16 protein-coding genes are annotated in these 24,571 nt (G+C 44.2%); 10 read left to right on the forward strand and 6 right to left on the reverse strand.

Annotation, left to right across the window (positions count from 1 at the left end):
* Positions 1-14 precede the first annotated feature (14 nt).
* Positions 15-335: a DOPA 4,5-dioxygenase family protein gene (locus Q8W40_RS15900; protein WP_126610399.1), complete on the forward strand. Its 321-nt coding sequence runs from the start codon at positions 15-17 to the stop codon at positions 333-335.
* Between the two features lie 56 nt (positions 336-391).
* Here the strand turns inward: Q8W40_RS15900 and Q8W40_RS15905 are convergent, their stop codons facing one another.
* The gene (locus tag Q8W40_RS15905) at positions 392-1,858 is read right to left on the reverse strand and encodes a sulfatase family protein (RefSeq protein ID WP_305398593.1); all 1,467 of its coding nucleotides are present in this window, start codon (positions 1,856-1,858) and stop codon (positions 392-394) included.
* Entirely contained in the window at positions 1,851-3,344 is a 1,494-nt protein-coding gene (locus Q8W40_RS15910; RefSeq protein ID WP_305398595.1) for a sulfatase family protein, read from the reverse strand. Before Q8W40_RS15910 ends, Q8W40_RS15905 begins: the two co-directional genes overlap by 8 nt.
* Positions 3,345-3,572: 228 nt before the next feature.
* Here Q8W40_RS15910 and Q8W40_RS15915 point away from each other — a divergent pair, with 228 nt between their 5' ends.
* The 4 genes from Q8W40_RS15915 (at position 3,573) to Q8W40_RS15930 (ending at position 10,228) form a co-directional block, all read left to right on the forward strand.
* Entirely contained in the window at positions 3,573-4,820 is a 1,248-nt protein-coding gene (locus Q8W40_RS15915) for an anaerobic sulfatase maturase (protein ID WP_305398597.1), read from the forward strand.
* A 185-nt stretch (positions 4,821-5,005) separates the two neighbouring features.
* Complete coding sequence (locus tag Q8W40_RS15920) at positions 5,006-6,745, forward strand: DUF2264 domain-containing protein (protein ID WP_305398598.1); 1,740 nt, start codon at positions 5,006-5,008, stop codon at positions 6,743-6,745.
* A gap of 70 nt (positions 6,746-6,815) precedes the next feature.
* Positions 6,816-8,729, forward strand: coding sequence for an ABC transporter substrate-binding protein (locus tag Q8W40_RS15925; protein WP_305398599.1), 1,914 nt, complete (start codon positions 6,816-6,818; stop codon positions 8,727-8,729).
* Between the two features lie 455 nt (positions 8,730-9,184).
* A complete protein-coding gene (locus tag Q8W40_RS15930; protein WP_305398600.1) occupies positions 9,185-10,228 on the forward strand; it encodes a GGDEF domain-containing protein in 1,044 nt (347 codons plus the stop codon).
* Here the strand turns inward: Q8W40_RS15930 and Q8W40_RS15935 are convergent.
* Both Q8W40_RS15935 and Q8W40_RS15940 read right to left on the reverse strand, forming a co-directional pair.
* Positions 10,216-10,737 (reverse strand): hypothetical protein, encoded by a 522-nt coding sequence (locus tag Q8W40_RS15935; RefSeq protein ID WP_305398601.1) that lies wholly within the window; start codon positions 10,735-10,737, stop codon positions 10,216-10,218. The genes Q8W40_RS15930 and Q8W40_RS15935 overlap by 13 nt on opposite strands.
* Before the next feature lie 230 nt (positions 10,738-10,967).
* On the reverse strand, positions 10,968-12,596 hold the full coding sequence (locus tag Q8W40_RS15940) for an ATP-binding cassette domain-containing protein (protein ID WP_305398602.1): 1,629 nt from the start codon (positions 12,594-12,596) through the stop codon (positions 10,968-10,970).
* A gap of 399 nt (positions 12,597-12,995) precedes the next feature.
* On the opposite strand from Q8W40_RS15940, the gene Q8W40_RS15945 reads away from it, so the two are divergent.
* From Q8W40_RS15945 to Q8W40_RS15965, 5 genes are all read left to right on the forward strand, one after another.
* Positions 12,996-13,322: a hypothetical protein gene (locus Q8W40_RS15945; protein WP_305398604.1), complete on the forward strand. Its 327-nt coding sequence runs from the start codon at positions 12,996-12,998 to the stop codon at positions 13,320-13,322.
* Between the two features lie 208 nt (positions 13,323-13,530).
* Positions 13,531-17,322, forward strand: a complete 3,792-nt coding sequence (locus Q8W40_RS15950) for a DUF6701 domain-containing protein (protein ID WP_305398605.1) — start codon at positions 13,531-13,533, stop codon at positions 17,320-17,322.
* A gap of 23 nt (positions 17,323-17,345) precedes the next feature.
* Complete coding sequence (locus Q8W40_RS15955) at positions 17,346-17,882, forward strand: DNA mismatch repair protein (RefSeq protein WP_305398606.1); 537 nt, start codon at positions 17,346-17,348, stop codon at positions 17,880-17,882.
* 139 nt (positions 17,883-18,021) lie between these two features.
* Positions 18,022-18,810 carry a PhzF family phenazine biosynthesis protein gene (locus tag Q8W40_RS15960; protein WP_305398736.1) on the forward strand — a complete coding sequence of 263 codons (789 nt, stop codon included), beginning with the start codon at positions 18,022-18,024 and terminating at the stop codon, positions 18,808-18,810.
* 252 nt (positions 18,811-19,062) lie between these two features.
* Positions 19,063-20,028: an NAD(P)-dependent alcohol dehydrogenase gene (locus Q8W40_RS15965; RefSeq protein WP_305398608.1), complete on the forward strand. Its 966-nt coding sequence runs from the start codon at positions 19,063-19,065 to the stop codon at positions 20,026-20,028.
* Positions 20,029-20,063: 35 nt separating this feature from the next.
* Here Q8W40_RS15965 and Q8W40_RS15970 read toward each other — a convergent pair whose 3' ends face one another.
* Entirely contained in the window at positions 20,064-22,853 is a 2,790-nt protein-coding gene (locus Q8W40_RS15970; RefSeq protein WP_305398609.1) for a zinc dependent phospholipase C family protein, read from the reverse strand.
* 14 nt (positions 22,854-22,867) lie between these two features.
* The gene (locus tag Q8W40_RS15975; protein ID WP_305398610.1) at positions 22,868-24,448 is read right to left on the reverse strand and encodes a lipase family protein; all 1,581 of its coding nucleotides are present in this window, start codon (positions 24,446-24,448) and stop codon (positions 22,868-22,870) included.
* Between the last annotated feature and the right edge of the window lie 123 nt (positions 24,449-24,571).

Genomic DNA, 24,571 nt, shown 5'->3' on the forward strand with positions numbered 1-24,571 from the left:
ATTAGGAGAACCATATGTTTCACGCTCACGTTTATTTTGGTTTGAACAACCTTGCGAAAGCGGATGCTTTACGTAAGAAAATAAGAAAGGAACGCCAAGATGTAGTTGCCGTTTTTGAGTTGGTAGAGAGGCTCGTTGGTCCTCATAAGATGCCAATGTTCGAAATTCATTTTAAAGATGATAGCGATGGAATTATCGATTGGCTTGATAAAGAACGTGGAGATATGCCAGTTCTGATTCATCCTGTTAGTAATGAGCACTTACTTGACCACACTGAACGTGCCATATGGTTAGGAAGAGAACTCGGTGTTTTTGAAGAAACACTATCGCATTAGAAGCTCGGCGATTGCCGAGCCTAATTGGTTTCTTTAACTTATCTGGTTTCTTTAACCTATCTCGATCGGATTTTTTCGACGATATTCGCCAATTTTAACGCTAGTTCATCGACTTTATCAGGCATGCTAGGAGCGAGGTTTTTTAGCTGCCCTATATCATCATGTAAATCGTAAAGTTGTGGTTTGGATGTATTCCCTTTTTCGTTGCCAGTGTATTGGCAAACAAAGTCGTCATCATGCGGGGGAATATAGGCGTATTGTTTGTCTCGGTACACTTTTTTGTATTGCATACCTTCTAATACCATATCGTTACGTCCTTCTTGTGTTTTGCCCGTTAGCGCATCGAGTAAGTTATGGCTGTCTGGGGCTTCCACCTCTGAAAGCGGCTGTCCTGTAAGGGCGGCGAAGGTTGCGTATAAGTCGACTTGGTTGATTAGCGCTTCTGAATTCCCCTTATCAATGCCCTTTGGCCAGCGAACGATAAAGGGGACTCTTGTGCCACCTTCAAACAAGCTGTATTTCCCGCCACGTAGTGGACCAGCCATTTTGTGGTGACCATTCAACTTTACAGCGTCATCTTTATAACCGTCATTCAATACTGGTCCGTTATCGCTAGAGAAGATAACGATGGTGTCGTCCTTTAAATTCAATTCATCTAATTTATCGAGAACCTGCCCGATACACCAATCCATTTCGACTATTACATCGCCGCGCACACCATGCGGAGTAGCACCTCGAAATTTAGGGTTTGGAATACGTGGGACGTGTGGCTGGTGTAGGGCATAGAATAAGAAAAAAGGCTCATTCTGGTTTTTTTCTATAAAGGAAATGGCTTTGTTTGCGAACACTTCCCCCATTGTTTCGTCACTCCAAATAGCAGATTGACCGCCCTTCATATGCCCGATACGGCTGACACCATTGATAATAGTGCCATCGTGTCCGTGATCGTACATCACATCCAAAAGTTCAGGGTTCTCTCTTCCCGTCGGAATACCCTCATACGCTTTATCCCAATCGTAAGTGACTTCGATAGGGTCGTTAGGATCTAAATTTTCGACTTCTCGATTGTCGATATACACACATGGCACGCGGTCGTTGGTAGCGGCCATAATGTAGGATTCATCAAATCCCACATCATTTGGCGTGCCCTCAATCGGCTGGTTAAAGTTCAAATCTCCATTCCCCAAACCTAAATGCCATTTCCCAACGATGCCGGTTTGATATCCCGCCTTTTGGAACATTCTTGGCATGGTATCGTCTAGCTTACCAATGATTTGTGGGGCATCTCCGGGGAGAACGGCCGCGTCTGGGTTCCGCCATGGGTAAGATCCAGTAAGTAAACTGTAGCGAGAGGGGGTACATGTTGCAGCAGTGGCGTAACCTTGATGAAACTTTAAACCTTCTTCAGCCAGCTTATCGAGGTTGGGGGTTGGGATTTCATTTGCGCCATAGCAGCTAATGTCGCCAAATCCTAGGTCGTCGGCGTACATGATAATGACATTGGGGTTGGCTTTCTCAGTCATGGTTGTTCCTGCAAGTGTTAGAAGTATGGGGCGGGTAGTTGAGAAGTTCTGGCAAAATAACAAGCTCCGCCCATGGGTCTTGAATTCTCTCTAGCTCAAATGCCAGCATTTTGAGCAGTTTCCTTTCTCTTGTTTCCCCAGGCATAAACGAAAGGGGGCTAAGTTGATAGGGATCGTTACGGTTATCAAAAAATAGGATGTCTTCTAATTGGTAGTCACGATTAATGGTTAGTGTGAGGCTGTAGTGGTCTGTTTTTATGCCGCGTGCGATGGGGAAGTAGCCAGTGACATTGCCTTCTGAGTTTCTATTCCCGTCGACATTCTTGATGTAGAGAGCGTAGCGATTGGGCTGAGATTCCTGTTGGGTAAGATACTGAGCGAGATTTCGCCCGTGCAGTGATTTTGGTGTGTTGGTTTCAAGCCCTAAAAGCCCTAGTACTGTTGGCATAATATCTGGGCTACTCAAAAACACATCACTGATTTGTGTGTCTGATTGGAACGGGCGCTTTATCAAAAAGGGAACATTAAACGCTTCGTTGTAGAGCGTATTTTTCGCGTCGTTTAACCCATGTGAACAGAGCGTTTCCCCGTGATCAGAAGTAAATACGATGAGCGTATTATCCCATTCTCCGCTGTCTTTTAAGGCCGTTAAAATTCGCCCAAATTCTCGATCTACACCCGTTACGTTTGCAAAGTAAAAAGGGGCTGCGTCGGATTTTGGCATCTTATTATCGGCGTTGTCTCGAACCAGTAGCGCGTCGTTAGGGCTTGATGCGTAAAGGCTTAAGTCCTCGCTTGTACAATCATTAAGTGAAGAATAGGGGCTATGCGGCGGATTCATTGATACAAATAATGCGAAGGGTTTTTGCATGTCACGTTTATTTTCGCTGTTGTTCAAATAAGCGATTGCTTTGTCGGCCTCATGCTTGGCAGACCATTCTTTGGGTTCGTGGCGCTTTCCCTGATTATCGTAATAGTGCGGGTTTTTGTGCTCATCGAACGTGCCATAGCCATACCAATAATCGATGCCATGTCGTCTATCCGGTTCAGTGTAAGAGTCCCAAGCTGGGTTATTAGGGTCGACAAATTGCCCCGCATTTTCAGGGTCGTTCGCTGTCGGAAAATCCAAATGCCACTTGCCTATGTACCCCACGTTATAACCGGAGTGGGCAAGCACATCCGTAAAGCAAACCGCATCTTTAGGTAGATCTGAATTTAAACGTCCAGAGTGGCAATTAAGCGGTACGCCACTTTTGTTGGGGTACATGCCCGTTAGCAGACTCCCCCGATGTGGGCTGCACAATGGACAGTTACTTACCGCGTTAGAGACCACGGTGGCTTGTTTTACGAAATTATCGATATTGGGTGTCTGCACTGGGTCAGCCACACCGGGTAACAATGATCGAAAAGGTTCTTGTTGCCAAAACCCCATAGCCATCTGGCGAAACTGATCAGGGAAAACATAAAGAAGATTAGGACGACGCACAATTACCTCACGGTATACAAATAAATCGGTGCCTAAACATGTCATCACAAACAAGCCAGCACACAAATGTACTGAGATAATAATTTGAAATGATGTTTTAAAAATTTACAAAGATCACATTTATCGATAAATCAAAAAGGCGTTTCAAAAAATATATTGTATTTTGTTAGGTAATAAATCGTTGAATAACTGATTTTGGGCATATGCCTAATCAAGCCAGAGAAAACAATGAATGTACTGAGCACAGCCATAAAGAGCCCGCACCCGCTGCGAATAGAAACACACAAACCTAAAGCAGCCAGACCTTTTCATGTGCTGAGCAAGCCTATCGGACCGCTGTGTAATCTCGACTGTGAGTACTGCTTCTATTTAGACAAAACGGAATACTATCCAGGTCAGAATCGCTTTGATATGACGGATGCGGCATTAGAAACCCACGTTAAAAACTACATCGACAGCCAGCCTTTAGGTTGCAAGGAAGTGGTGTTCGGCTGGCAAGGTGGAGAACCAACCATGCGAGGCATTGAGTTTTTTGAACGTGCGGTCGCGTTTCAAAAAAAGCATTCGCGTAGGGGAATGGTCATCAGTAATACGATACAAACGAATGGTGTGCTTATTGATGAACGCTGGGCGTGCTTTTTAAAAGAAAATGATTTCTTGGTAGGCGTCAGTTTGGATGGAGATGAAGCGCTTCATGACCATTTCAGGAAAACACGCAGTGGCAAAGGATCATACAAACAAGTGGTTCGCGGGCTAAAAACCCTTCTTAAATATGGTGTTGAAACCAATGTACTCACCGTTGTTCAAAGTGATAATGCGCAGTACCCACAACGGGTGTACGAACACATAACCAGCCTAGGTGTTCAGTTCATTCAGTTTATTCCAGTGGTTGAGGCCGAAAAAGGCATTGGGATTTCTCATCGTAGCGTCAGCGCTGAACAATTTGGGCGCTTCATGATTGAAGTGTTTGACGTTTGGCGAAAGCGAGATTTAGGGCGAGTGTTTGTAAGCCACTTCGATAACGCACTCGGAATGGTGTTAGGAATGCCATCCACTAACTGCGTGCATTCCCCTCAATGTGGTGAAAACTTGGTTACGGAACACAATGGGGATGTTTACAGCTGCGACCACTTTGTCTATCCAGAATTCAAACTTGGGAATTTGAATCGACGTGATTATCCCGACTTGATTGAAACCCCAGTCCAACAATCATTTGCTAAAAGAAAGCCCGTAGGTACAGCGCTGCACTGCGTGAACTGTTCCCAAAGAGATTTATGCCATGGCGCATGCCCTGCTCAACGTATTGATGAAGTTGGTGAATTATCCATTACCGCTAAACATCGATTGTGTGAAGGTTACTTTGAATTCTTTTCCCACATTCGTCCCTATTTTAAAGCCATGGGGGCATGCTTAAAACGCGGTTGGAGCCCCGTTCATTACGTCAGATTTTTGCCGTCAGATAAGCGAACCAGTTAATGATGCCTCTATCAAAAATGTGAACCTATCCAACTATCAGATATAAAAATGAAACGTAGTTTTGATCTGAATAACATAAAAATGAAAAAGCGTTTTAAAAATGGTTTTCGATAGGTTTTAATCTGACTTAAAGATGAGATACACCCGTTGCATAGCACTGTAAATAGCACGGTAAGAGGATGAAAATGAGCATTCAGTTAGCACAATGGCTACCGGAAGATTCAACATTTACTAGCAGAGATAACGCATTGAATGTGGTTAAGTTTCTGCTCGGTAAACAGACTATTCTGAATGCGGAAAACAGAGAGTGTAACTCACAACTAATTTGTGTAGCACATTATAACGATGAAGCGGCTTCAGTAGAACATATTGCCCGATTAATGTGGGGGGCGATTCCTGCGAATGATGAGCTCAAACGCGAAAATGAGGCGTTAAGGCTCGCTCTATTAAGTGGTATTTCAGGCGAAAATGAAAACGCTTGGTCAAACCTAGTGAACTACGATCAGAAAATTGTCGAGATGAGTGCATTCGCTGTTGCGATTGTCGATGCGCCAGAGACATATTGGGATCCTCTTTCTGATGCTGAAAAGCAAGCATTAATAGATTGGATGACGCCAGTTCAAGAACTGGATATTCCGCCTAACAATTGGCGCTGGTTTCGAGTACTGATTGTGTTTGCGTTAGAGCGCGTGGGCGTCGACATTCAGCGCGACAAGCTGCAACAAGATTTGGACTTTATTGATAGCCACTATATGGGACAAGGCTGGTACCAAGATGGTGGAGCCGCCGTTATGGACTATTACAACCCGTTTGCATTTCATTTTTATGGTCTTATTTACGCTCGTTGGATCCGTGATACCCACTTAGATGAAAGCGAGAAATACGTCAATCGAGCGGTCGAGTTTGCACAAAGCTACCAATATTGGTTTGGCGAAAATGGTGCTCAGCTGTGTTACGGGCGTTCACTAAATTATCGATTTGCCGGAGCAGGCTTTTGGTCTGAGTTGGCATGGTTTGAACCGAAAGAGATTGCCATGTCCTCTCTAAAATCGCACTGGGTTTCCTCAATGCGCTGGTGGGCTGAGCGGCCGATATGGAGCCAAGATGGGCTACTTTTATCTGGTTTTGGCTACCCAAACTTATTAGCCAGTGAGTTTTACACCAGCCCAGTTTCTCCTTTATTGGCTTTAAAGGCATTTTCAGCACTTAGATTAAATGAAGCGCATTCATTTTGGCAGGCAGAAAGCCAACCTTTAGAAACGACCCTTAAGCCAACTTGGGTATGTGACCAACATCTTCTTTGGCGTGATAGAGGCAGCTATTTACTGACGAACGCACCGCCAAGTGGCGAATTGAGACATTGCTACGATAAGTATTCAAAATTTGCATACAGTTCCGATCACGGCTTATGTGTTGAGAGTGAACAGTGGATAGAGCAAGGTTTTGCAGGCGACAACATGCTGGCTTTTCAGCACCCAGAAACTCAGTCATGGCACGCTAGAACCAAGAATGAAGAAGCATGGCGCGAAGGTGACAAGCTGGTGTCTGTTTGGTCGCCTTTCAAAGGCATTCGAGTGGTCACGACTCAGTGGTTGAATGAAACGGGTAATGAAACACGTGAGCATAACATTCAATGCGAATCCGATTTTAACTACGTAATGACTGGCCATGCCGTTGATGTTTGGACGCCGTGGTTCAGCCACTTAGCGCGAAAGCCTGCAAGGATCGAATCCGAACGCTTGTTCAGTGAAATTATTTTGGAACATGGGGAAGGCAACAGCGCTGTTTACCCGTGTGCTCCAAACACCAATTTGTTGTACGCCCATGCCAGTGTTCCCGCTGTATCCGGGAAAGTAAGAAAAGGCAGCTCCACCCTCAAAGCGCTTATTTTGGCTGGGCGTACAACATCCATCCCTGAAAATTGATTTTTTAGGGGCGTGCGTCTTCGGGAAAAGACGACAAATTTAATAAATAGAAAACATCAGGGAGTGACTGATGAAACACAAAATGAACTTACCTCTATTCGGCAAAGTGGCGGTTGCAGTTGCAGCGGCGGTATCAATGTCGGCTTACGCAGAAACTTACAACGAAGCACCAGCACTTGCAGAACTGGTTAAGCAAGGAAAACTACCAACGGTGGAGGAGCGTCTTCCAACCGAGCCGCTCGTCGTCACACCATTTGAATCCGTGGGCAAGTACGGCGGAACGTTGAACTTGGTGGGTAAAGTGGTAGATAACGGGCACCGTATTCGCACCATTGCCTACGATAACCTATTCAATTTTGATGTAACGTATTCGAAAGTTGTGCCTAACTTGGCGACTGGCTTTACATCGAATAAAGAAAACACCGAATTTACCATTACGCTGCGCAAAGGGGTGAAATGGTCGGATGGTCATCCTTTCACAGCCGATGACGTTGCGTTTTACATCAACGACGTATTGGGTGATGAAAAACATGCAGGTAACCGCCCGTTAATTTTCCCATCGTTTGACTCAGCAAGCGCAGAAGTCCTTAATCCTCATACTGTGAAAATTAAGCTGAAGCAGCCAAATGGTATGTTTATTCGCCACCTTGCAACAGTGGACAGTGAAAGCTTTACCGCGTATCCCAAGCATTACTGTTCCAAGTTTATGCCAGCGTTTAACGACAAAGCGAAAGCAAACGCCAAAACAGCAGGCTTTGATTCTTGGCGACAATTCTCAAACACAAAATGTAATGCGCATTACTTTATTGAGCACTACAACAACGTAGACCGCCCAGTACTGACCGCGTGGAAAGTAAAATCAGCGCCAGGCCCTAACGCAAGCTTCGCCGAATATGTGCGCAACCCGTATTACTGGCAAGTGGATACGGAAGGTAACCAGCTGCCTTACCTAGACAGCGTACGTTGGCGTTACAGTGAGGACTTGGAAGAAATGGTTCTGCGTGCTGCCAATGGCGAAGCGGATTACCAATACCGCCACATTGGCACTCCTACGCACCGACCTCTTCTTATCGATAATGAAAAGAAAAGTGGTTACACCTATGAATTCCGCCCGAGCACGTTGAGTTCAGAAATGGTGATAGCGCTAAACCAAACGGTCAAAGACCCGACAAAGCGCGCTCTGTTTGCAAACAAAGACTTCCGTGTGGCGCTTTCTCACGCCATTGATCGCGATGAAATCAGTGAAACGGTTTATTCGGGTGCAGTCGGTCCGTACCAAGCGGCACCTTTGGAAATGTCGCCTTTCTATGATGAAGAAATGGCGTATCAATACACCGAATTCGATCAGAAAAAAGCCAATGGCATTTTAGACTCTCTGGGATTAACTCAGCGAGACAAAGAAGGCTATCGCTTGATGGAAAACGGGAAACGTCTGCGTATTGAAGCGGTATCGAAAGTCAGTGACAAAGGTGTGCTTGCGGATTCACTCGAATTAGTGAAAAACCAGTGGAAAGACGTGGGTGTGTTCTTAGATATCCGTGTGATGGAGATTAACCACGTCATCAACCTGCGCCTAACAAACGACTACGATATGATCCCAATTATCGGTGACGGCGGTGTAGGTGTGTTGGATGAAGCGCGCCATTACCTTCCATTTAGCCCTGAGTCGACATGGGGTTTGGGCTACTACAATTGGGCGAAAGGTCGTGACAATGCGGTTGAACCACCAGCGCATGTGAAAAAGCAGGTCGCTCTGTGGAAGCAACTTGAGAAAACATCGTCACAAGACGAGCAAGTTGCCTTGATGCGCCAAATTATGGAAATCGCCAAAGAGAACTTCTATGTGATTGGTACTGTGGAATCTCTTCCTGTTGGTGTAGTGGTTAATAACAAGTTAAGAAATGTGCCAGAAAATATGCCTCAATCTTGGACATTCCCAACTCCAGGCCCGATGCGTATGAGCCAATTATGGAAAGCGCAATAACACGGCTCTAAGTTTTAAAGACGTTAAAAATAAAGCAGAGCCTTTGGCTCTGCTTTTGTTTTTATGTTTGAAACGGCCCCTAGAAAGGTATTTTAACCGTACGTCGAACTTCCATAATTTAGATCCTCGTTCCACTGAGTGTTTTGAAAATAACAGGACTTTTTCTGTATTAAATTTGAGCGAATTTATATGCGTTTGAGTGAATTTGAAAAATGACTCATGATTCGTCAAATCCCAATATATTGTGTCTATTAAGTAATTTAAGCTTTCTATATAGTATTTTTGAGTAATCTGTTTGTAGCTCGATTTGTTTCCTTAATAGCTCACTCAAATGTCCGAAATATGTCATTATCAAACCTGGATCAATTTATTGACAGTTAGAAACTGTTTATGGTTGAGTGAGAATTGTTAATCCTACAGAATGCCGCTGGGTACACAGTAATTCTTCAGGGATAATGATGGTACAGATGGATGCGGGCATCGAGTGGCTGAACCGATCACAGTCATTTCGAAGCAATATGTTAAAAGGGGTGTCCCTCATAACCCTCGTTGCTGGTCTTCTCTATGGATTTCTGAACCTATTCGTATTTGAGCAAAAGTGGCTAGGCGCTGTTGAACTGTTTTTTGCTATCTACTCTGCTTACCTTTTCTGCTATTCAACAACTCAAAAGTACCTTCTTCTTCAATCTTCCGTTTACGTATCTTCACTTTTTCTCATTGTTTTCATGGGAATTTTTGTCACAAATACTCAAAGTTCGTTGTTTGTCTGGTTATTTCTATGTCCGATAGTGGGTTACTTGTTACTCGGGAAGTCGGTGGGGTTAAAAATCAATCTTGTCTTTGTGCCTATAGGTGCTGCGCTGTATTACTGGAAGTCGGTTGTGCCTGAAGCAGGATTGCTCTCGCATTCGCTAATTAATGTATTGGCTTGCTTAGGGGCTATTTGGGGAATGGCGCATGTTTACGAGTACAATCGAGAAAAAACCGAAGAACAACTGACGTCACTCGCCTTGCTTGATCCGCTCACAAAAATAGACAATCGCCTGAGTTTGGCATTCAGTTTTGAAAAAATGGTCACTATGCATCGACGCAAATCAGATTTATTTAGCATGCTGGTGGTAGATTTGGATTTCTTCAAAGCCATCAATGACCAATATGGACATGATGTAGGCGACGAAGTACTTAGGCAAGTCGCTAAACTTGTTAAAGATTCGGTTCGAAGGTCGGATACGGTTTATCGAGTAGGAGGAGAAGAGTTTTGCGTTCTCTTACCTTACACAGAAAGGAAAGTGGCTTGTGCCGTAGCGGAACATATACGCAAGGTACTTTGCCGTAATACATTCCGTGTTGAAGATAAGCGAGTGAACATCTCCGCCAGTATTGGTGTTTCTGTGTATGGCGAAGATGGCGCTCAGTTAGATGACATGTTCAAAGTGGCAGATGATCACCTTTACCATGCGAAAGGTTCCGGTAGAAACCAAGTTGTTTACGGCGTCTGATTTTCGAGTTTATTTTGAACCAAAATATTCTTAATACGCGCTTTTATTGATGGCGCTTCTTTTCTAAGAGCGATCTTAAAGAGCCTTTTCACATCCACCAAATACTCGGGGTACTGCTGGCTTAACACAAACAGCGCATTGTAAGCCCAAGCTCGAAGAAATTTGTTTCTATCTCCAAGGCAATGACGAACAAACGATTCCACATTTGGCTTATTTTGTTCAGAAATGGGCATGTAAGGCATGACTTGAAGAAGGTGGAGGCGTGCTTCCCAGCCCTCTATACTGTTCAACTTGCCATAAATGGTGTCTATTTCTGAGTCGATAAGCTGCTCTTCTTGCTCAAAGTGGCACTTAAGCAGCCAAGTCGATCCAGACGCGAACTCTTCTTCATCCATTAACTCTATGATTTGAGAGATAAAGTAAGGTTCAAAATGGTGCTCCTGATAAATCAGGGAAATGGCGTCGGTGTCCTTGCCATCCCATTGTTCGAGCTCTGTCTTCAATTCCACTATGGTGCCCTTAGTTTCCGCATTTCCTCAATTGAGCATAAGTCATTCGGCAAAGTTTTCCATTCGATTTGCTTAAGATTTAATCGAATCTGTTTGTTTTCGCCAAAGCTCAACGAAAAGGAATGCCATCCCATCGCTTTATCCTTCAGTTTTAGTTTTTATTGAGTCTCTGTTTGTAAAGGAAAACTACTCAAGCCAAGTTATTAGCAACTGGCTTGAGTAGCCTTATTTTAAATAGTTAAAGTGGATTCAATACCGCTTTCTCGTGCGAAGTATGAATCGTGTGTGACCAAAACAAACCCTGCAGAATAGTCACGTAGAGTGTTCGCGAATATTCTTTTGCTGTTAAGGTCGAGATGGTTATCAGGTTCATCTAACAGCAGTAAGCATGGTTCTGCTTGATGACTGGCAATAAGCAGTGCCAATTCCATTTTTTCTCCTCCACTGAGTTGGTGGCTAATTCTGAACACAGAGTCGCGTTTGAAGCCAATGGCAGCCAGCAGATTTCGAATTTCACCGTGCGTTAAGTGGGGCAGGTGAGTGCTAACGAGATCCAGTAAAGGTAGGGCTTCGCCTAGCAATGAAAAGTGTTGATCAACATATAGGCTTTTCTTAGCGCTGTACTGACCAGCGGTGAACGTGAGCTCGTCAAAAATGCACTTAAGCAGCGTGGATTTCCCTTTGCCATTGTCGCCATCAATTCTCCATTTATCCCCTAAGAATACTTCCCAATTGATGGGTTCCGCAGCGCCATAAGGCAGGGCACATTGTTGAAGGTGTAATAGCCTTTGATTCTTTTGTCGGTGTGATTCAAAGGATAGGGTGAGTGCATGGGAATTCGACTGCTTTGATTGAAGTTGTTGCTTTAACTCACTCAATTCTGATTGGCGTTGTCGGTGCATTTCCCGCTTTGCAGCATTCGTTTTTTGTGCACTATTTTTTGCAGCATCGAGAATCATCTTATCTTGGCTGCCAGATTTTCGTAGCTTGTTGCCTTGCGCAGCGCGTTTTTGCGCCTTCTCATGATCCGACTGCGCTTTTTTAGCTGCTAACTTTTGCTGCTTTTCGGTTTCTTCCAGCTTTCGAGCAATTGAGGCTTGCTCTCTATCTCGAATTTGAGCATAAGCATCGTAGTTGCCACTACAAAATTGTATCCCTAATGAAGACAACTCGAAAATACCGTCAACCGTATTCAGTAATTCTCGGTCGTGGCTAACAATGAGCGCTCTACCTTGAAATTGAGCCAATTGATCGCAGAGCCAACGTTTTCCATTGTTATCAAGGTGGTTGCTTGGTTCATCCAAAATAAGAATATCCGGGTTCTCAAGGAACAAGACCCACAATCTTAGCCGCGTGAGTTCTCCGCCGCTTAGGGTTTGAACGCTGCTATATGGATCGGGGGGCAACCTAAGTTCGGTCAACTCTTTTGAAAGCTCATTTCTCAAGTCCCACCGGTCGTTAACGAGATCAAAATCGGTTTGCTTAACGCTTCCTTTTTCTATTCGTTCAAGCGCAAGAAGCGCAGATTCCAAACCTAAGTACTGAGCAATGGACTGGTCTATTGTGTTCGAATCGTGTTGTTGATCTAACCAACCGACTCGCCCTTGTATTTCGATGTTTCCCAATGTAGGGGCGTTTCGTTTTAACAGCAAGGAACACAGCAGGCTCTTGCCGCTACCATTGTCGCCGACTAAACCGTATACGCCTTGCGCGACAGAGAACTGAAGCGATTTAAACTGCCATTCACCATCTGGGTGTTGGTAAGAGAGGCGATTAGCTCTTAAATAAGTGCTGTTTTGATAGTTATTGTTTTTAAAAGAATTGTTTTTAAAAGAATTATTTTGATGAAATGTGATCATAAAGACTCCGACATAGTCAGGGTCTGAGGCGTGAGAAATCTGAATTCATTAGATCGCGAGAAGCGATACGCAAAAGGCAATATGCAAAAAGCGATTAAAGCAAGTTTTGACGAAGACACGCCTACTAACCCTGTATTCCAAAATTAAGGTGTTGAATTGGACATAAGGGATTAGTTGTTCATTTAGGCGTATTCTCCTACAGAAGTGATGGCGAGATTCTATACGTACTTTCATTCAAGATGCAATATCGTTTTTACTTTTTATGAGCTCGATCGAGTATGCTTGGCTGGCTTCTTTTCAGCTTATTCGCTCACGTTTTTCCTACGCTGTCACATCACACTGGTCAAAATAGTCGTATAGTTTTTAATAACTGATTGAAAAATATACAGGGTGAATGTTGTGGATGAAAATATCAAAAACGCGTGTATCGCTTTTTCTTGCGGAGATGTGAATGAGATTATCCCGTTCTTAAACGAGAAAACTCGCTGGACGAATGTAGGCAAGGAAGACATAGTTGGAACGGATAATATCCGCTCGATTTGTTTTCAGATGGAATCAGAACCGGTGTCTTTAAATGTGTCTCAAGCGCTTGAAGCTACGGATCATCTGGTTGTTCAGGGGCACGGTGACGCACAGCAAACTTTTTATTTCTGTGACATTTTCCAAATAGAGTCTGGCTCTATTAAACAGATAACTTCTTATCTTGTTGCTGGTCAGAAAGAGTAGCGACGTTTTAGGATGGGATTGTTTGTGGATGAGAAAGTTTGTGGATACAGCCTCCTACACACTGAGATTAAATGTGAGCTAGATTATAAAATGATCAGTTAGGAGGTTTTTTTTAGCAAAGTATTAAAAATGAAGCAATTAAAGGTGAAGCTTTGTACTAAAGTTTGAACGGGAAAGGTTTTTTGTTCAACCTGCTTTGGGCTTATAAATGAAACTTTTAAGATTTGCTCTAATTCTGATGTTGGTTTTAGTAGGAGCGAGTGCAAAAGCGCTTGAGCTTGAGTACGGTCGTTACAACGTGAACGCCTACGCGCACCCAGACTGTATCGATACGGTTTGCCAAGTAAATTTCGAAAAAACGTATGACACTGTTCCTCTCGTATTCTTCATGAGTACGATTTCATTTCTCAACGAGCAAGATTCCCCTTCTGCAATAAAGGTTCTGGAAGTAACGAAAACTTACGTTAAGTTCAAACAGAAAATTGCGCCCGCATATCGTGCACCCGCAGGTATGGAAGATGTACCGATGAAGGTGATCGATTACGTCGTAATGGAGAAGGGTGTTCATGACTTTAATGGCGTGAAGATCATTGTTGACGAAGTTTCGACTCAAAAATACATGTATCGATTGAGCACCCATAGCAGTGGAAACGGCAATAGGAACAAAAAGGAACGGATTTATTTCAATAGCTACAATGGACAAGGCTTTACTTCATTTAGTGGCACTCCCGGAATCATTCACCAAGTACAAAGCATAAATAACGGTGAGAATTTTTGGTTAACATCATCCGTAACTGCTGTTAACACGTCTTATATGGATATCTCGCTAGAACGACATGAGATTGATGGATACAAATCAAAAAACTCTCGGCAATTCCCTACGCAACAAGAACGAATCGGGTTTATTGCAGCGTATGGCAGTGGTGAACGAGACGACATTAAATTTGCAGTTAAAAACCAAATAACGATTAACTCGTACGATACGGGGAACCCTGTTTCTACGGGGTGTGAAACCTACGCCGATTACGATGAGAATTACGACGTTGTGCCCATTATCGTGGCGTCAAAAAATACTCGCTATGGCAATAATGGTGGTTGGTTACGCCGGTGTCGTTTGGAAACGGGCAAATCCAGTTTTATGGTGGAAGAAGATCAAGACACCGATGCAGAACGTAAGCATATCGTAGAGCGATTGGGCTACATCATTTTTGAGGTACCGTTCGATGTGGAGCAATGTACTCAGTTTACGGGTCCTGCTCAAACTTGGGATACGTCCGGTAGTATTGAAATTAAAGGCAGCGCCAAAATATCTGGTGCGGTTAGCGGTACTCAACTTGGTTATTTTGATGTAGAAGCCCATACCAATAACAGCTGTACGGTTGGGAATTGTGTCGCTGACAACAGCCTTTTGGTCCCCATGTTCAATTTTGCGAGTTTTACTCCGGGGGCTACTGATATTAGCTTTAATACGGGTACTCACACAGTGTCTCCGGGGCAATACGACGAAATTAACATTTTCGGGGATGCTGTAGTCACGTTCACCGCGGGGGACTACTTTGCCGATGAAGTGAATATTTACGGTGATGCAGAAATTAAGGTCAGTGGGCAGGTTTACATCCACAGTAATGGGACTGAAATAAAAGGCTCAGGTAAGGTTAATTTAACTGGGGTCCCAAATGATGTTTACTTTGTCGTGCATGGAAGCAATGCTGAGTTCTCAATAAAAGGGGCCGCTCGAGCAATTGCGTTCGTGCTCTCAGAAGACAACATCGAGTTAGATGAAAGCGGTATTTTAACGGGTGCTATCGCATCTTTGACCGCTGAAGTGAAGGGCGATGCAAGATTGAACGGGGACATTTCTAGCTGTAATCAACCAGTTTATCAACTGCAAATTACACCATCTTCTGCCACTGAATTGATCGATCACTCTATTCCTATCACGTTTAATATTATTAATAGTGCAGGTAATGTAGATACTGACTACATCGGCAACTTAAATATTACACCATCTGGTAATGCAAACACTTGTTGGAAATCGACAGCAAACATTAGCGCAGATTGTATCAATGACACGAGTACCATGCAGATTCAAGCGGGTACAGCGACGTATTATTTGTACAGTAGTGTTGTAGTGGAAGTTGCGACCATAACGGCTTACGTTGTGGGCTCTCCGTCTATTAATGCTTCGGCAGGTCCTTACACATTCAGTAATTCTGGTTTCATCTTTGAGCCATCTCCATTCAAAATCATCGCGGGTAAACAAACCGACGTTACTATAAAAGCAACGCGAGAAACCGCGAGTGGAACAGAAGTAATGGATGACTACGATGGAACCAAAACACTGGCGATCACATTAACCTCTTATATCATCCCAAGTACTGGAACAATTCAGCCTTCGTTGGTGAACAGTAACGTCACGTTTGTGGATGGAGTCGGCACACTGAGTTTGCAATATAACGATGCGGGTCAAATCAACGTAACAGTCAGGGATAATGCGAATGATATTGAAGGTGTCATGGTTGTGGAGGCTCGGCCGGACAAACTAGCTCTGTGTGATTTTTCAGTTCAAAACACAGTAAAAGCGCACAATGGTACATCGTCTGGCGGGCCTGCTTTTGCAAGAGCTGGAGAAACCTTCACTGTACGAATTAAACCCATTACTTATAACACTTCTGAAAGTAATCAATGTAACCGAGCGACCACGCCTAACTTTTATTCTACCACTGGTCATTTCGCTTTAGCCGAGCTCAACTACACGCTTCATTCTCCAAGTGGGGGGAGTTCTGGTACTTTGACGCAGGAAGGCAATAGTTATACACCGAACAATATTTACAATTTCACGACAACATCATTAGCCGCGAGTGGCATTGTGGCATCCATGAATTGGAACGAAGTAGGCAGCATTAACTTAACGGTGTCTAACAGTGATTATGATTATGGTGAGAGTAGTGGAATTGATAGCGATACTGCCACGATAGGGCGCTTCTACCCATATCAATTTGAACTGACAAATAACTACACTCAGGAAGGGCAGGCAGTCAGTTTTACCTACATGGAGCAAAACTTTAAATCTAACTTCACTGCAACAGCGCAAAGTGTCGACAAGGAAAACACTATCACGACAACAACTAACTACGGAAGCTTTGCCGCATCACTGTTAATGCATTTGAATTTAGTCGCGGTCGATGATGAAAAGAACCCGGTAACAGAATCAAATGATTTAACGAGCCGTTTGATAACGGGCAATATTGCGAATACAGATTGGTATAGAGAGTGGACGGGTGGAACGGCGTCACTGCCCTCTACCGTATTTAAGTTTTCTCGTGTTGTTCAGCAAACAACCCCAACCAGAATCACCACTCAAGATGGCCCTTATGAAGTTAGGCTTGGTCTAGAAGTGAATACCAACAGTGTCAATTGTTCTGTTAATGGGTGCACTGATTTTGTAAACGCCATTGCGCTAAGAAATGATGGGTCCAGTACATACAATGGACGGAAATTTACCGCAGCCCTTGATATGCGTTATGGTCGATTAACTTTAGATGATGTTGGCACAAACAGTGGCATGGACGTGACGGTTCCGGTGAGGGCAGAATATTGGAACGGCTCGCAGTTTGTGACCAATACCGATGACATTGAAACTGACTTTGATGGTGCAAACTATTGTCGTGAACTTATTTGGCCAAGCCCTGGCTCTAGCAGTGCCGATTTAACGGGGTCGCATACCAATATCACCAGTGGTACAAGCAGTAATTTAACCGCAAGGCAAAATAACTCAACTGATGGTGCTCAGGAACAAGTTCGCTTGAAGCTTAGAATTGGTGTTCCTCCAGCCGGAGAATCAGGTTTAACCTGTTCAGGAAACACCAGCGGCGGCTTTGAACATCTTCACTACAACTGGTTTGGCAATGGGGATGATAACCCTTCTGCTTTGGTGACGTTCGGTGTTTATCGAGGTAACGATCGCGTCATCTTCCGCGGAGAGCCTAGAATTTACTAAGAGCCAATAGCAGGGTAATTAGAATGACATTGTTTATACGTCCACCGGCCTGGTTACTGGTGTTGGTTGGCTTACTACTGAATGTTTTAGCCCTGCTCACCACAAGTGTGGTACTTGAGGATTACAGCCAACTGAATTCAGATTATCAGGAAAGTAAAGAACGCAACCTGCATCAGATTGAATTGGCGTGGAGTAGGGTAGAAAACCTAGAGAGAAAACGAGAAGCACTGGTTGCGTATATCCCCGTACAAAAGGTCATGTCTAATGAGGATACCAGTATTCTAGAGCAGGACATTCGCAACCAACTTGAAGCGTGGGCTGGTGAACCCATTCCCACTCTCACTTCAGCCAATCTCCCAAAAATATTTTCGATAATAGAAGCGGCACAACAAGTTCAGCGCAATAGAATCGATGAGTTGTACCTTAATAATTTAGAACTGACGGATAACATGTCTGCTATCCATAAGGAATCGGCGCAATACAATAATCTGGCTTTATTTCTGCAAGTATTCGGTCTTGCTTTGATTCTCGCTAGGGACCTCGCGCGAAAGCCAAGTTAGATTTAGATTCTTAATCTGGCTTCCTTCTTTACGCATGCCTATACCCAAGCATCTCGAGGTTACTTGGGTATAAATGTTGACATATTTTATTTCAACGGATATCACTCGTTCTTCATATTCACAAAAAAAGGTAAAGATGTTGAAACTAAGAATGCGCGTACTGGATGCGTTTACCAGTGAACAATTCAAAGGCAATTCCGCTGCTGTGATCATTACCGATGAATGGCTAAACGCCCGTTTGATGCAGAACATTGCGATTGAAAATAACTTGTCTGAAACAGCATTTCTTGTACCAGTCAAAGACAATAAATATGCAATTCGTTGGTTTTCACCTATCACGGAAATCGATTTTTGTGGGCACGCGACGTTAGCGTCTGCCAGCGCGTTGTTTTCCGATTTCCCTACACTGAATGAGCTTGAATTTTCAACTTTGGAAGTGGGTAATCTCGTCGTTAATAAACGAAGTAATGGCATGATTGAAATGCAGTTTCCTATCCTCGCTCCCGTTCCCGTCGAAGCTCCACAGGCACTCATCGAAGGCTTATCCATCACGCCAAAACTCATATTACGTAGCCAACAAGCGTACTTTGCCATTTATGAATCTCAAGACGATGTATTGCAGATTCAGCAAACCCAAGAAAAACTGAAAACTCTAGCGCCATACGATGTCGTTGTAACGGCGAAAGGGGAGCAATATGATTTTGTTTCTCGCTATTTTTGGCCCGCTAACGGTGGCGACGAAGATCCGGTAACGGGTTCTATTCACGCAGGTTTAGCACCATATTGGGCAAGTGAGCTAGGGAAGAATGAACTAGTGGCGCTTCAAGCGTCTCAGAGGAGAGGTGAACTGCATTGCAGAGTAACCGATACTCACGTTTTTGTTTCAGGTAGCGCGGTGAAATACCTTGATGGGGAAATATGGGTGTAATCCCGTTTATTCATAGCATCACTTTCATATAAATATTGAAAATAATTATATAAGTATCACTATTAATACAAATGTCATTTGCTATGGTCTGTTGCCATTGGTAAGGTGTCCCGACTAAAAGAAGATTCCTCTATATCGCCTTGTTAGCGTCATTATTTGGCTAACAAATAGCGGGAATTCTATGTGGCTAGAGAAATAGGAAAGGTTTCTTTACGTGTTATACACAGCCACCGCTATTGGAGAGCATCAGTCATGAAAGCAATGGTATATACACCCTTCGGGGATAACGACATATTGCATTTTTCAGAAGTTGACAAGCCAGTGCCAGCCGACGATGACGTACTCATTCGAGTGAAAGCCACAACCGTTACGAAAAGTCATTTACGTCACCAATTCCCCAAAATACTTCGGCTCCCTTCGCGTCTAACGTTGGGTGCTCTCTTACCAAAAGAAGAAATTCTGGGTACTGAGTTTGCTGGTGTAGTAGAAGCAGTGGGCAAAAATGTTCGACTTTTTAAGCCTAATGACCGAGTTTTCGGGATTGTAGGCGTGGAAAGCGGCACCTACGCAGAATACATCACCGTACAAGACGATAGTGTGCTTAGCCTCATGCCAGAAAATACCAACTTTGAGGAAGCCGCGTCCATCCCTTATGGTGCGTTGATCGCACTGCAAATGTTGCGTGACAAAGCGAAAGTTCAAGTAGGGCAGAAAGTCTTAATCAATGGTGCTTCAGGCCCTGTTGGTACAGCGGCGGTGCAAATTGCCAAATGGCTAGGTGCGAGGGTCACGGGTATTTGTAGTACCGATGAATTGAAGTTTGTGCAGGCTCTTGGCGCTGACCGTGTCGTCGATTATTCCATTCACGATTTCACCGTTGCAGAAAGACAATATGACGTGGTCTTTGATATTGCCAATACAGCGTGTTTCGATTCTTGCTGCGATGTATTAAAACCTCAAGGTATCTGTTTGAAACTCGAAGCGGGTCTTGCAGAATACTATCAAATGATGTCTTCAATTTTTATCGGAAAACAACGTCTTGCGTGTCGATACCATGTAGACACGAGTGTAGACTTGGTTTTACTTAAAGACCTGATTGAATTAGGATTTTTAAGACCAAGAATCGACCGCCAATACACCTTTTCTCAGCTTGAAGAAGCGCACCAATACGCCCACACAAAGCACAGAAAGGGCAGCGTTGTTATTCAGGTGAGCTAATCTCGACTCTCTCTTTCTTCTTTTTTTCTTCTCTCTCAATTATCTTGGACTGCCCCGCGTTTGGGTAGATTTAGCATGGGTGGACTTAGTGTGGGTTGAGAGAGACGAATGTTATTTTGATGCTTATGCAAGATAGACAATAAATTGGTGTCAACATAGTTATTTCCTACACAACCAAGACCAATATACGTTGTGTAATAGGATGGTTGATACGATTCGGGCTCAGAACGTTTGTCCTTTAGGTAGTGACACATACCTAGTGAGAGCGGTCCCTGAAATATTTTGCTAAATACTTTTTCTCTGGCTAAGCGGGATTGCCAAAGTCGAAAACCGCCGGGCGTATATTCCGTATTATTGGCTCGATAACGAAACAGAGCCGTATTCTGGCAATCACGATTAAACTCGGAATGAGTTCGGATACGTTCGGGTTTTAATGGTTTAGTTGGAATGTACTGTGAGTGGATCGGGTAGCCAAAACGTCGACACGCTTCTTCTGTCCCGCGTAAATCATTCCCAACCTTCGGTTTTCTAGGAAGCGGTGGTGCAACCGCTAGCCATTGGTGGTTCCCATCGATACTTCTTAAGGCACCGATCAGAATATCTCCCGCCGGACCATTTGCTCGGTATAGCGGCGTGCTGTCTGGGTACGGGGAGGAAGTCACGCCTTTTTCACGAACCCAATCGTTCAGTTCATCGTTATTAACCAAAGCCAGCTTAGAAAGCTGCATGGCGTTACGAACCGGGGTAAAACGCATCATATCGTCAAGCTTCAATGTTTTATGGTGCTTATCGAATTTATCAATATCTAACCCGTCGGCTTGTAACATAGCGATGATTTCTTGCCCTTGAGCGCGAAAAGTTAATAGGTTTTGCTCAGAAGAATCAGAGGCATACAAGTCAACAAGATCCTTTTTTGTTACATGATGATCCCATAAGCGAGCAAGAAATTCTGCACTACCTGGTGCCACGACCGATTGGTCTGTAAACGGAATGGCTTGACGAATTAGCCGGCCAATTTGAGGGAGCGCCGACACCTTGATTTCAGCGTTGGCTTCATCAAACTCAATAATGGCATCTTTCAGACGCCGATCTTGAATCAACGTATTCAGCTTGAACTGCCGGACGGTTTCATTGAAATCGGTGTAAGACTCAATCCCTACTTGGCAAGTGCGCGAGAGCATTTGGCTATTCGGGACTGGGGAACTGAAAATAGGTGCCCAACAAATTGCCCAATTCTTTAACGCCTGCACGGCACTTTTTTGTTCGTCGAATCGGTTTCCGTGTGGTCGGAGCAATTCACGTCCTGTTTCTTCGTAAGCGTGTATGTAAGCATCGACAGACGCTTCAATGTTTCGTGTCCAACCGGAAAGGCTACGTTCAATCGCTGTTAGCCCTACATCACGCATCGTCGATAACGCTGACAGCACCGATTTTTCCAAATTCATCTTGGTAAGCGCTTCTTCAAGTGCGCTAAGTCTTCTCTCTCGAATCATGAGTTGGTTGTTATAATGGTTTCTTGCAAAATCCAAATCCAAGCGCACACGAGACAACCTATTCTTGGCGGTGCGATATTGTTGCTGAATCCAACTAGGTAGTAGGCTAAGCACGCGTTCAATGACTCGGTCTGCGGTCGAAAATGCATTCTTTAAGGCGATATTGGATTCAATATGCTCAATTACGTTGTTGGTCGCGTCTTCCAAATTTTGGGTTGCAGCAACCAAATTTCCCTCGTGCTCTTTCAGTGTTTCGTAGGCATCGCTAGCCCCTTGAATAGCGATATTCTTGGCGTTTTCTGCTGTTTGCCAAAGTTGCTCTGCGTCGCTGACTTTTTGAATTTGTTCATTCAATACACGCCGAAGTTCGGTTTGGATGGGCTCAAATCTTTGATTGAGTTGTTTGGAGATTTTCCAAGATGCCCACATTGCCCAAATATGGACAGCCCCACTTTCTCTGCCGTATTGCCAAGCGGTGGTATCGTTTAAGATTAAGGTTCTCCGAACAAACTCGGTCGGTGCTTTGAGCGATTGATAGCTGTCTTGTGCTTGAGTTTGGTTTCGCGTACTTACTCTTAAAATGGATAGGGGATCGTCGTCATACGAATCATGGAGCGAATTTATGTATCCTTCTAACGCGGTATGGCGAGCGGGTACGGTTTGGTTTTTCGATAAAGAGAAGAGATCCCCCGTGTACACATTCACATAGCTGTGCGCCCACGTGTCCATTGCAGCATGGAGGAGATAGCCGTAAGCAAAAGCCACTTCGCTCGAGCCACGATTTCCCGATGTTTGCAGCGCAGCGTCTCTAACATGTCTCAACCAATCGTCGGTTTGCCAGCCCCAAGAATGACCACTCAGATACAAGTTAGCCGCTTTCATTACAGGCAAGATGAGGGGAGAGACGCCATAGTTATCGGGCGAAGCTAAGTCGATATCTTTCGGGTGGCAATATCGGTTATAGGGCTGCAATTGACCTTTTGAGTCCACATTTATGTTCTCGCCACAACGGTTAAGTGGCTGAAAGGGAAGCCCTGGGTGCGTAGTCATTTGCCCTGCAACTAAATCGGGGTATATATCAGCCCCGAGTACACCAAAAAGAAACGCTTTGGGGAATCGCTTAATGGAACGGGCAACAATCGGGTCAACGGTGAGCGTGTCGGTTTGCCCTGATTCATCGAAATAAATCGAGACTTTGTTGTCTTCAACGACGTCTTCTGCCACTTTCGCCGCGAGCCAAACATGGGTGCCAATTTTGAAGGCGTTAGCCGGTGTCGAAAGCAACAGACCAGTACAGATAGCCAAGTGCAAAAACTGACAATGAAAGTTCATTTGCTTCTTCTCCGTTAAGGCAGAACACATTCTTGAACAGGGTATCCATTGGTATCCGCTAACAAGGTGTCTTTTATCTCGACCCCGTGCCAATCGATTTGGGTAAGATTCCGGTGAGGCTGCCCATCCAAACACAGCCACTGCTTTTGATAATCAGGCTGCAAATTCTGGCGATTTCTGTCCAATTGGTTTTGCTGAATTTCGTTGTATAAAAACGCGAGATAGAAATTCATGACATGAAAATGCCATTCTTTGAATTGCTGAGTCGCAGAAATAATGAGTGGGGTGGGCGGGCCTTGGTCTTCAGAAATGTGGGCAAAAATATCGCTGTCTCTGGTGGTGTTAGGAAAAGCGGTCGGTTGATGGTTTTTATTGAAATAAAGGACATGATCCGCTGTATAGTATTGCGGAACAAAATTCAAAAAATTGCTGATATTAGGGAAGCTCGGCACTGGGTCGCGGTAGTTAATCGTGGCATAGACATTGACGTTCGAGTCGAGATCTTGAGTAAATCGGAGATCACCGATTTTAGGCGAAGCAAAACTGTATACCGACTGAACCTTATACCCTTCTGCACGTAATTTGTAGCCCAGAACCGTCGCAGTCGCGCCCCCTAAACTGTGACCCGCCAGAAAAATAGGCTTATGCGTGTCGCCCATTTCTCGCAGTGCTTGCTCAATAAGCGGAAAGAGGGTTTTAACGACGGCAGCGTATCCGCTGTGGAGTTTTCCTTTTGCATTGGGAATGAGTAAGTTGGCATTTAGTGGAATACTCGGCCCATTGGCGAGAATATCCGTCATGAAGTTATACGCGATTTGTTCGTCGTGTATCGATTGTTCGTCCACCATTTGCGTTCCCCGAACCGCAATCAAAACGATGTCTCGGTTGGATGTAATGATGGCATTACCGCTGGTGATCGAGTTAGCAAACAACACTTTTTTGAAACCCCAATGGCGATACTGTTCTTGTGCCGCACAGCGGTAATCATTTTCTGTTGTGACATAACCACGCCCATTGGCAAATTGTTGGTAATAGGTACGAATAGAAGCTTGCATCGCAAGGTAATTGTTCATCAAGCGGTAGTCGGGGGTATTGATAAAGTGCTGGAATTTATTTCTACTGCCAGCGAACGTATTGCCATAACCTCGTGTTCGGCATTGGCTGGCGGCGCCCAATTCACCCGCTAAGCTAGGGGCTCCTGATTGAAGGGAATCCCACAGACCGTCCACCGTTTCGGTTAATACAGCAAACCCAATAGACAGAGGATCCCGCTTTGGAGACGACGTAGAAAGACAGCGTAATTCCCACAAATCCACCAATCCGATATACGTTTCATCGGGGTTTACTCTATGCCAAGCAGCACTGCCTAGCCCTTTAACTCGAACTAAAAAATCGAAATCCCCAACGTTCTCTATTGTTCGGACGTCTTTAACCACCTCGAATTTCTTCTCTAGCACTGGTACTGCCATTGCGTGGTAAATAGATTGTGTCGCTGAAATCTTCTTTTTGATTTTTGCTTGGCAAACATCGGCAGAGAATGCCGAAAGAGAAAAAAACAGATTGATAAAGGCGAAATTCAATATCCAGAGTTTCATAAATCCTCGGGCTCAAATGTTTTAATTTATAAGCAGTTGTTAAATTATTGATCGAGCTAATGGAGGTAAAACGTGATTCATACAACAACCACTGTGTCGGGGGTTCTCAAAAATTAGATCGTG

Origin of the sequence: Vibrio penaeicida (assembly GCF_030689305.1) — a bacterium.
Lineage (GTDB): Bacteria > Pseudomonadota > Gammaproteobacteria > Enterobacterales > Vibrionaceae > Vibrio > Vibrio penaeicida_B.

Bases quoted from the DNA above. Each gene is read 5' to 3' on its own strand.
- Q8W40_RS15900 (WP_126610399.1), top strand. From the start codon at position 15: ATGTTTCACGCTCACGTTTATTTTGGTTTGAACAACCTTGCGAAAGCG.
- Q8W40_RS15905 (WP_305398593.1), bottom strand. From the start codon at position 1,858: ATGACTGAGAAAGCCAACCCCAATGTCATTATCATGTACGCCGACGAC.
- Q8W40_RS15915 (WP_305398597.1), top strand. From the start codon at position 3,573: ATGAATGTACTGAGCACAGCCATAAAGAGCCCGCACCCGCTGCGAATA.
- Q8W40_RS15920 (WP_305398598.1), top strand. From the start codon at position 5,006: ATGAGCATTCAGTTAGCACAATGGCTACCGGAAGATTCAACATTTACT.
- Q8W40_RS15925 (WP_305398599.1), top strand. From the start codon at position 6,816: ATGAAACACAAAATGAACTTACCTCTATTCGGCAAAGTGGCGGTTGCA.
- Q8W40_RS15930 (WP_305398600.1), top strand. From the start codon at position 9,185: ATGATGGTACAGATGGATGCGGGCATCGAGTGGCTGAACCGATCACAG.
- Q8W40_RS15940 (WP_305398602.1), bottom strand. From the start codon at position 12,596: ATGATCACATTTCATCAAAATAATTCTTTTAAAAACAATTCTTTTAAA.
- Q8W40_RS15950 (WP_305398605.1), top strand. From the start codon at position 13,531: ATGAAACTTTTAAGATTTGCTCTAATTCTGATGTTGGTTTTAGTAGGA.
- Q8W40_RS15955 (WP_305398606.1), top strand. From the start codon at position 17,346: ATGACATTGTTTATACGTCCACCGGCCTGGTTACTGGTGTTGGTTGGC.
- Q8W40_RS15965 (WP_305398608.1), top strand. From the start codon at position 19,063: ATGAAAGCAATGGTATATACACCCTTCGGGGATAACGACATATTGCAT.
- Q8W40_RS15970 (WP_305398609.1), bottom strand. From the start codon at position 22,853: ATGAACTTTCATTGTCAGTTTTTGCACTTGGCTATCTGTACTGGTCTG.
- Q8W40_RS15975 (WP_305398610.1), bottom strand. From the start codon at position 24,448: ATGAAACTCTGGATATTGAATTTCGCCTTTATCAATCTGTTTTTTTCT.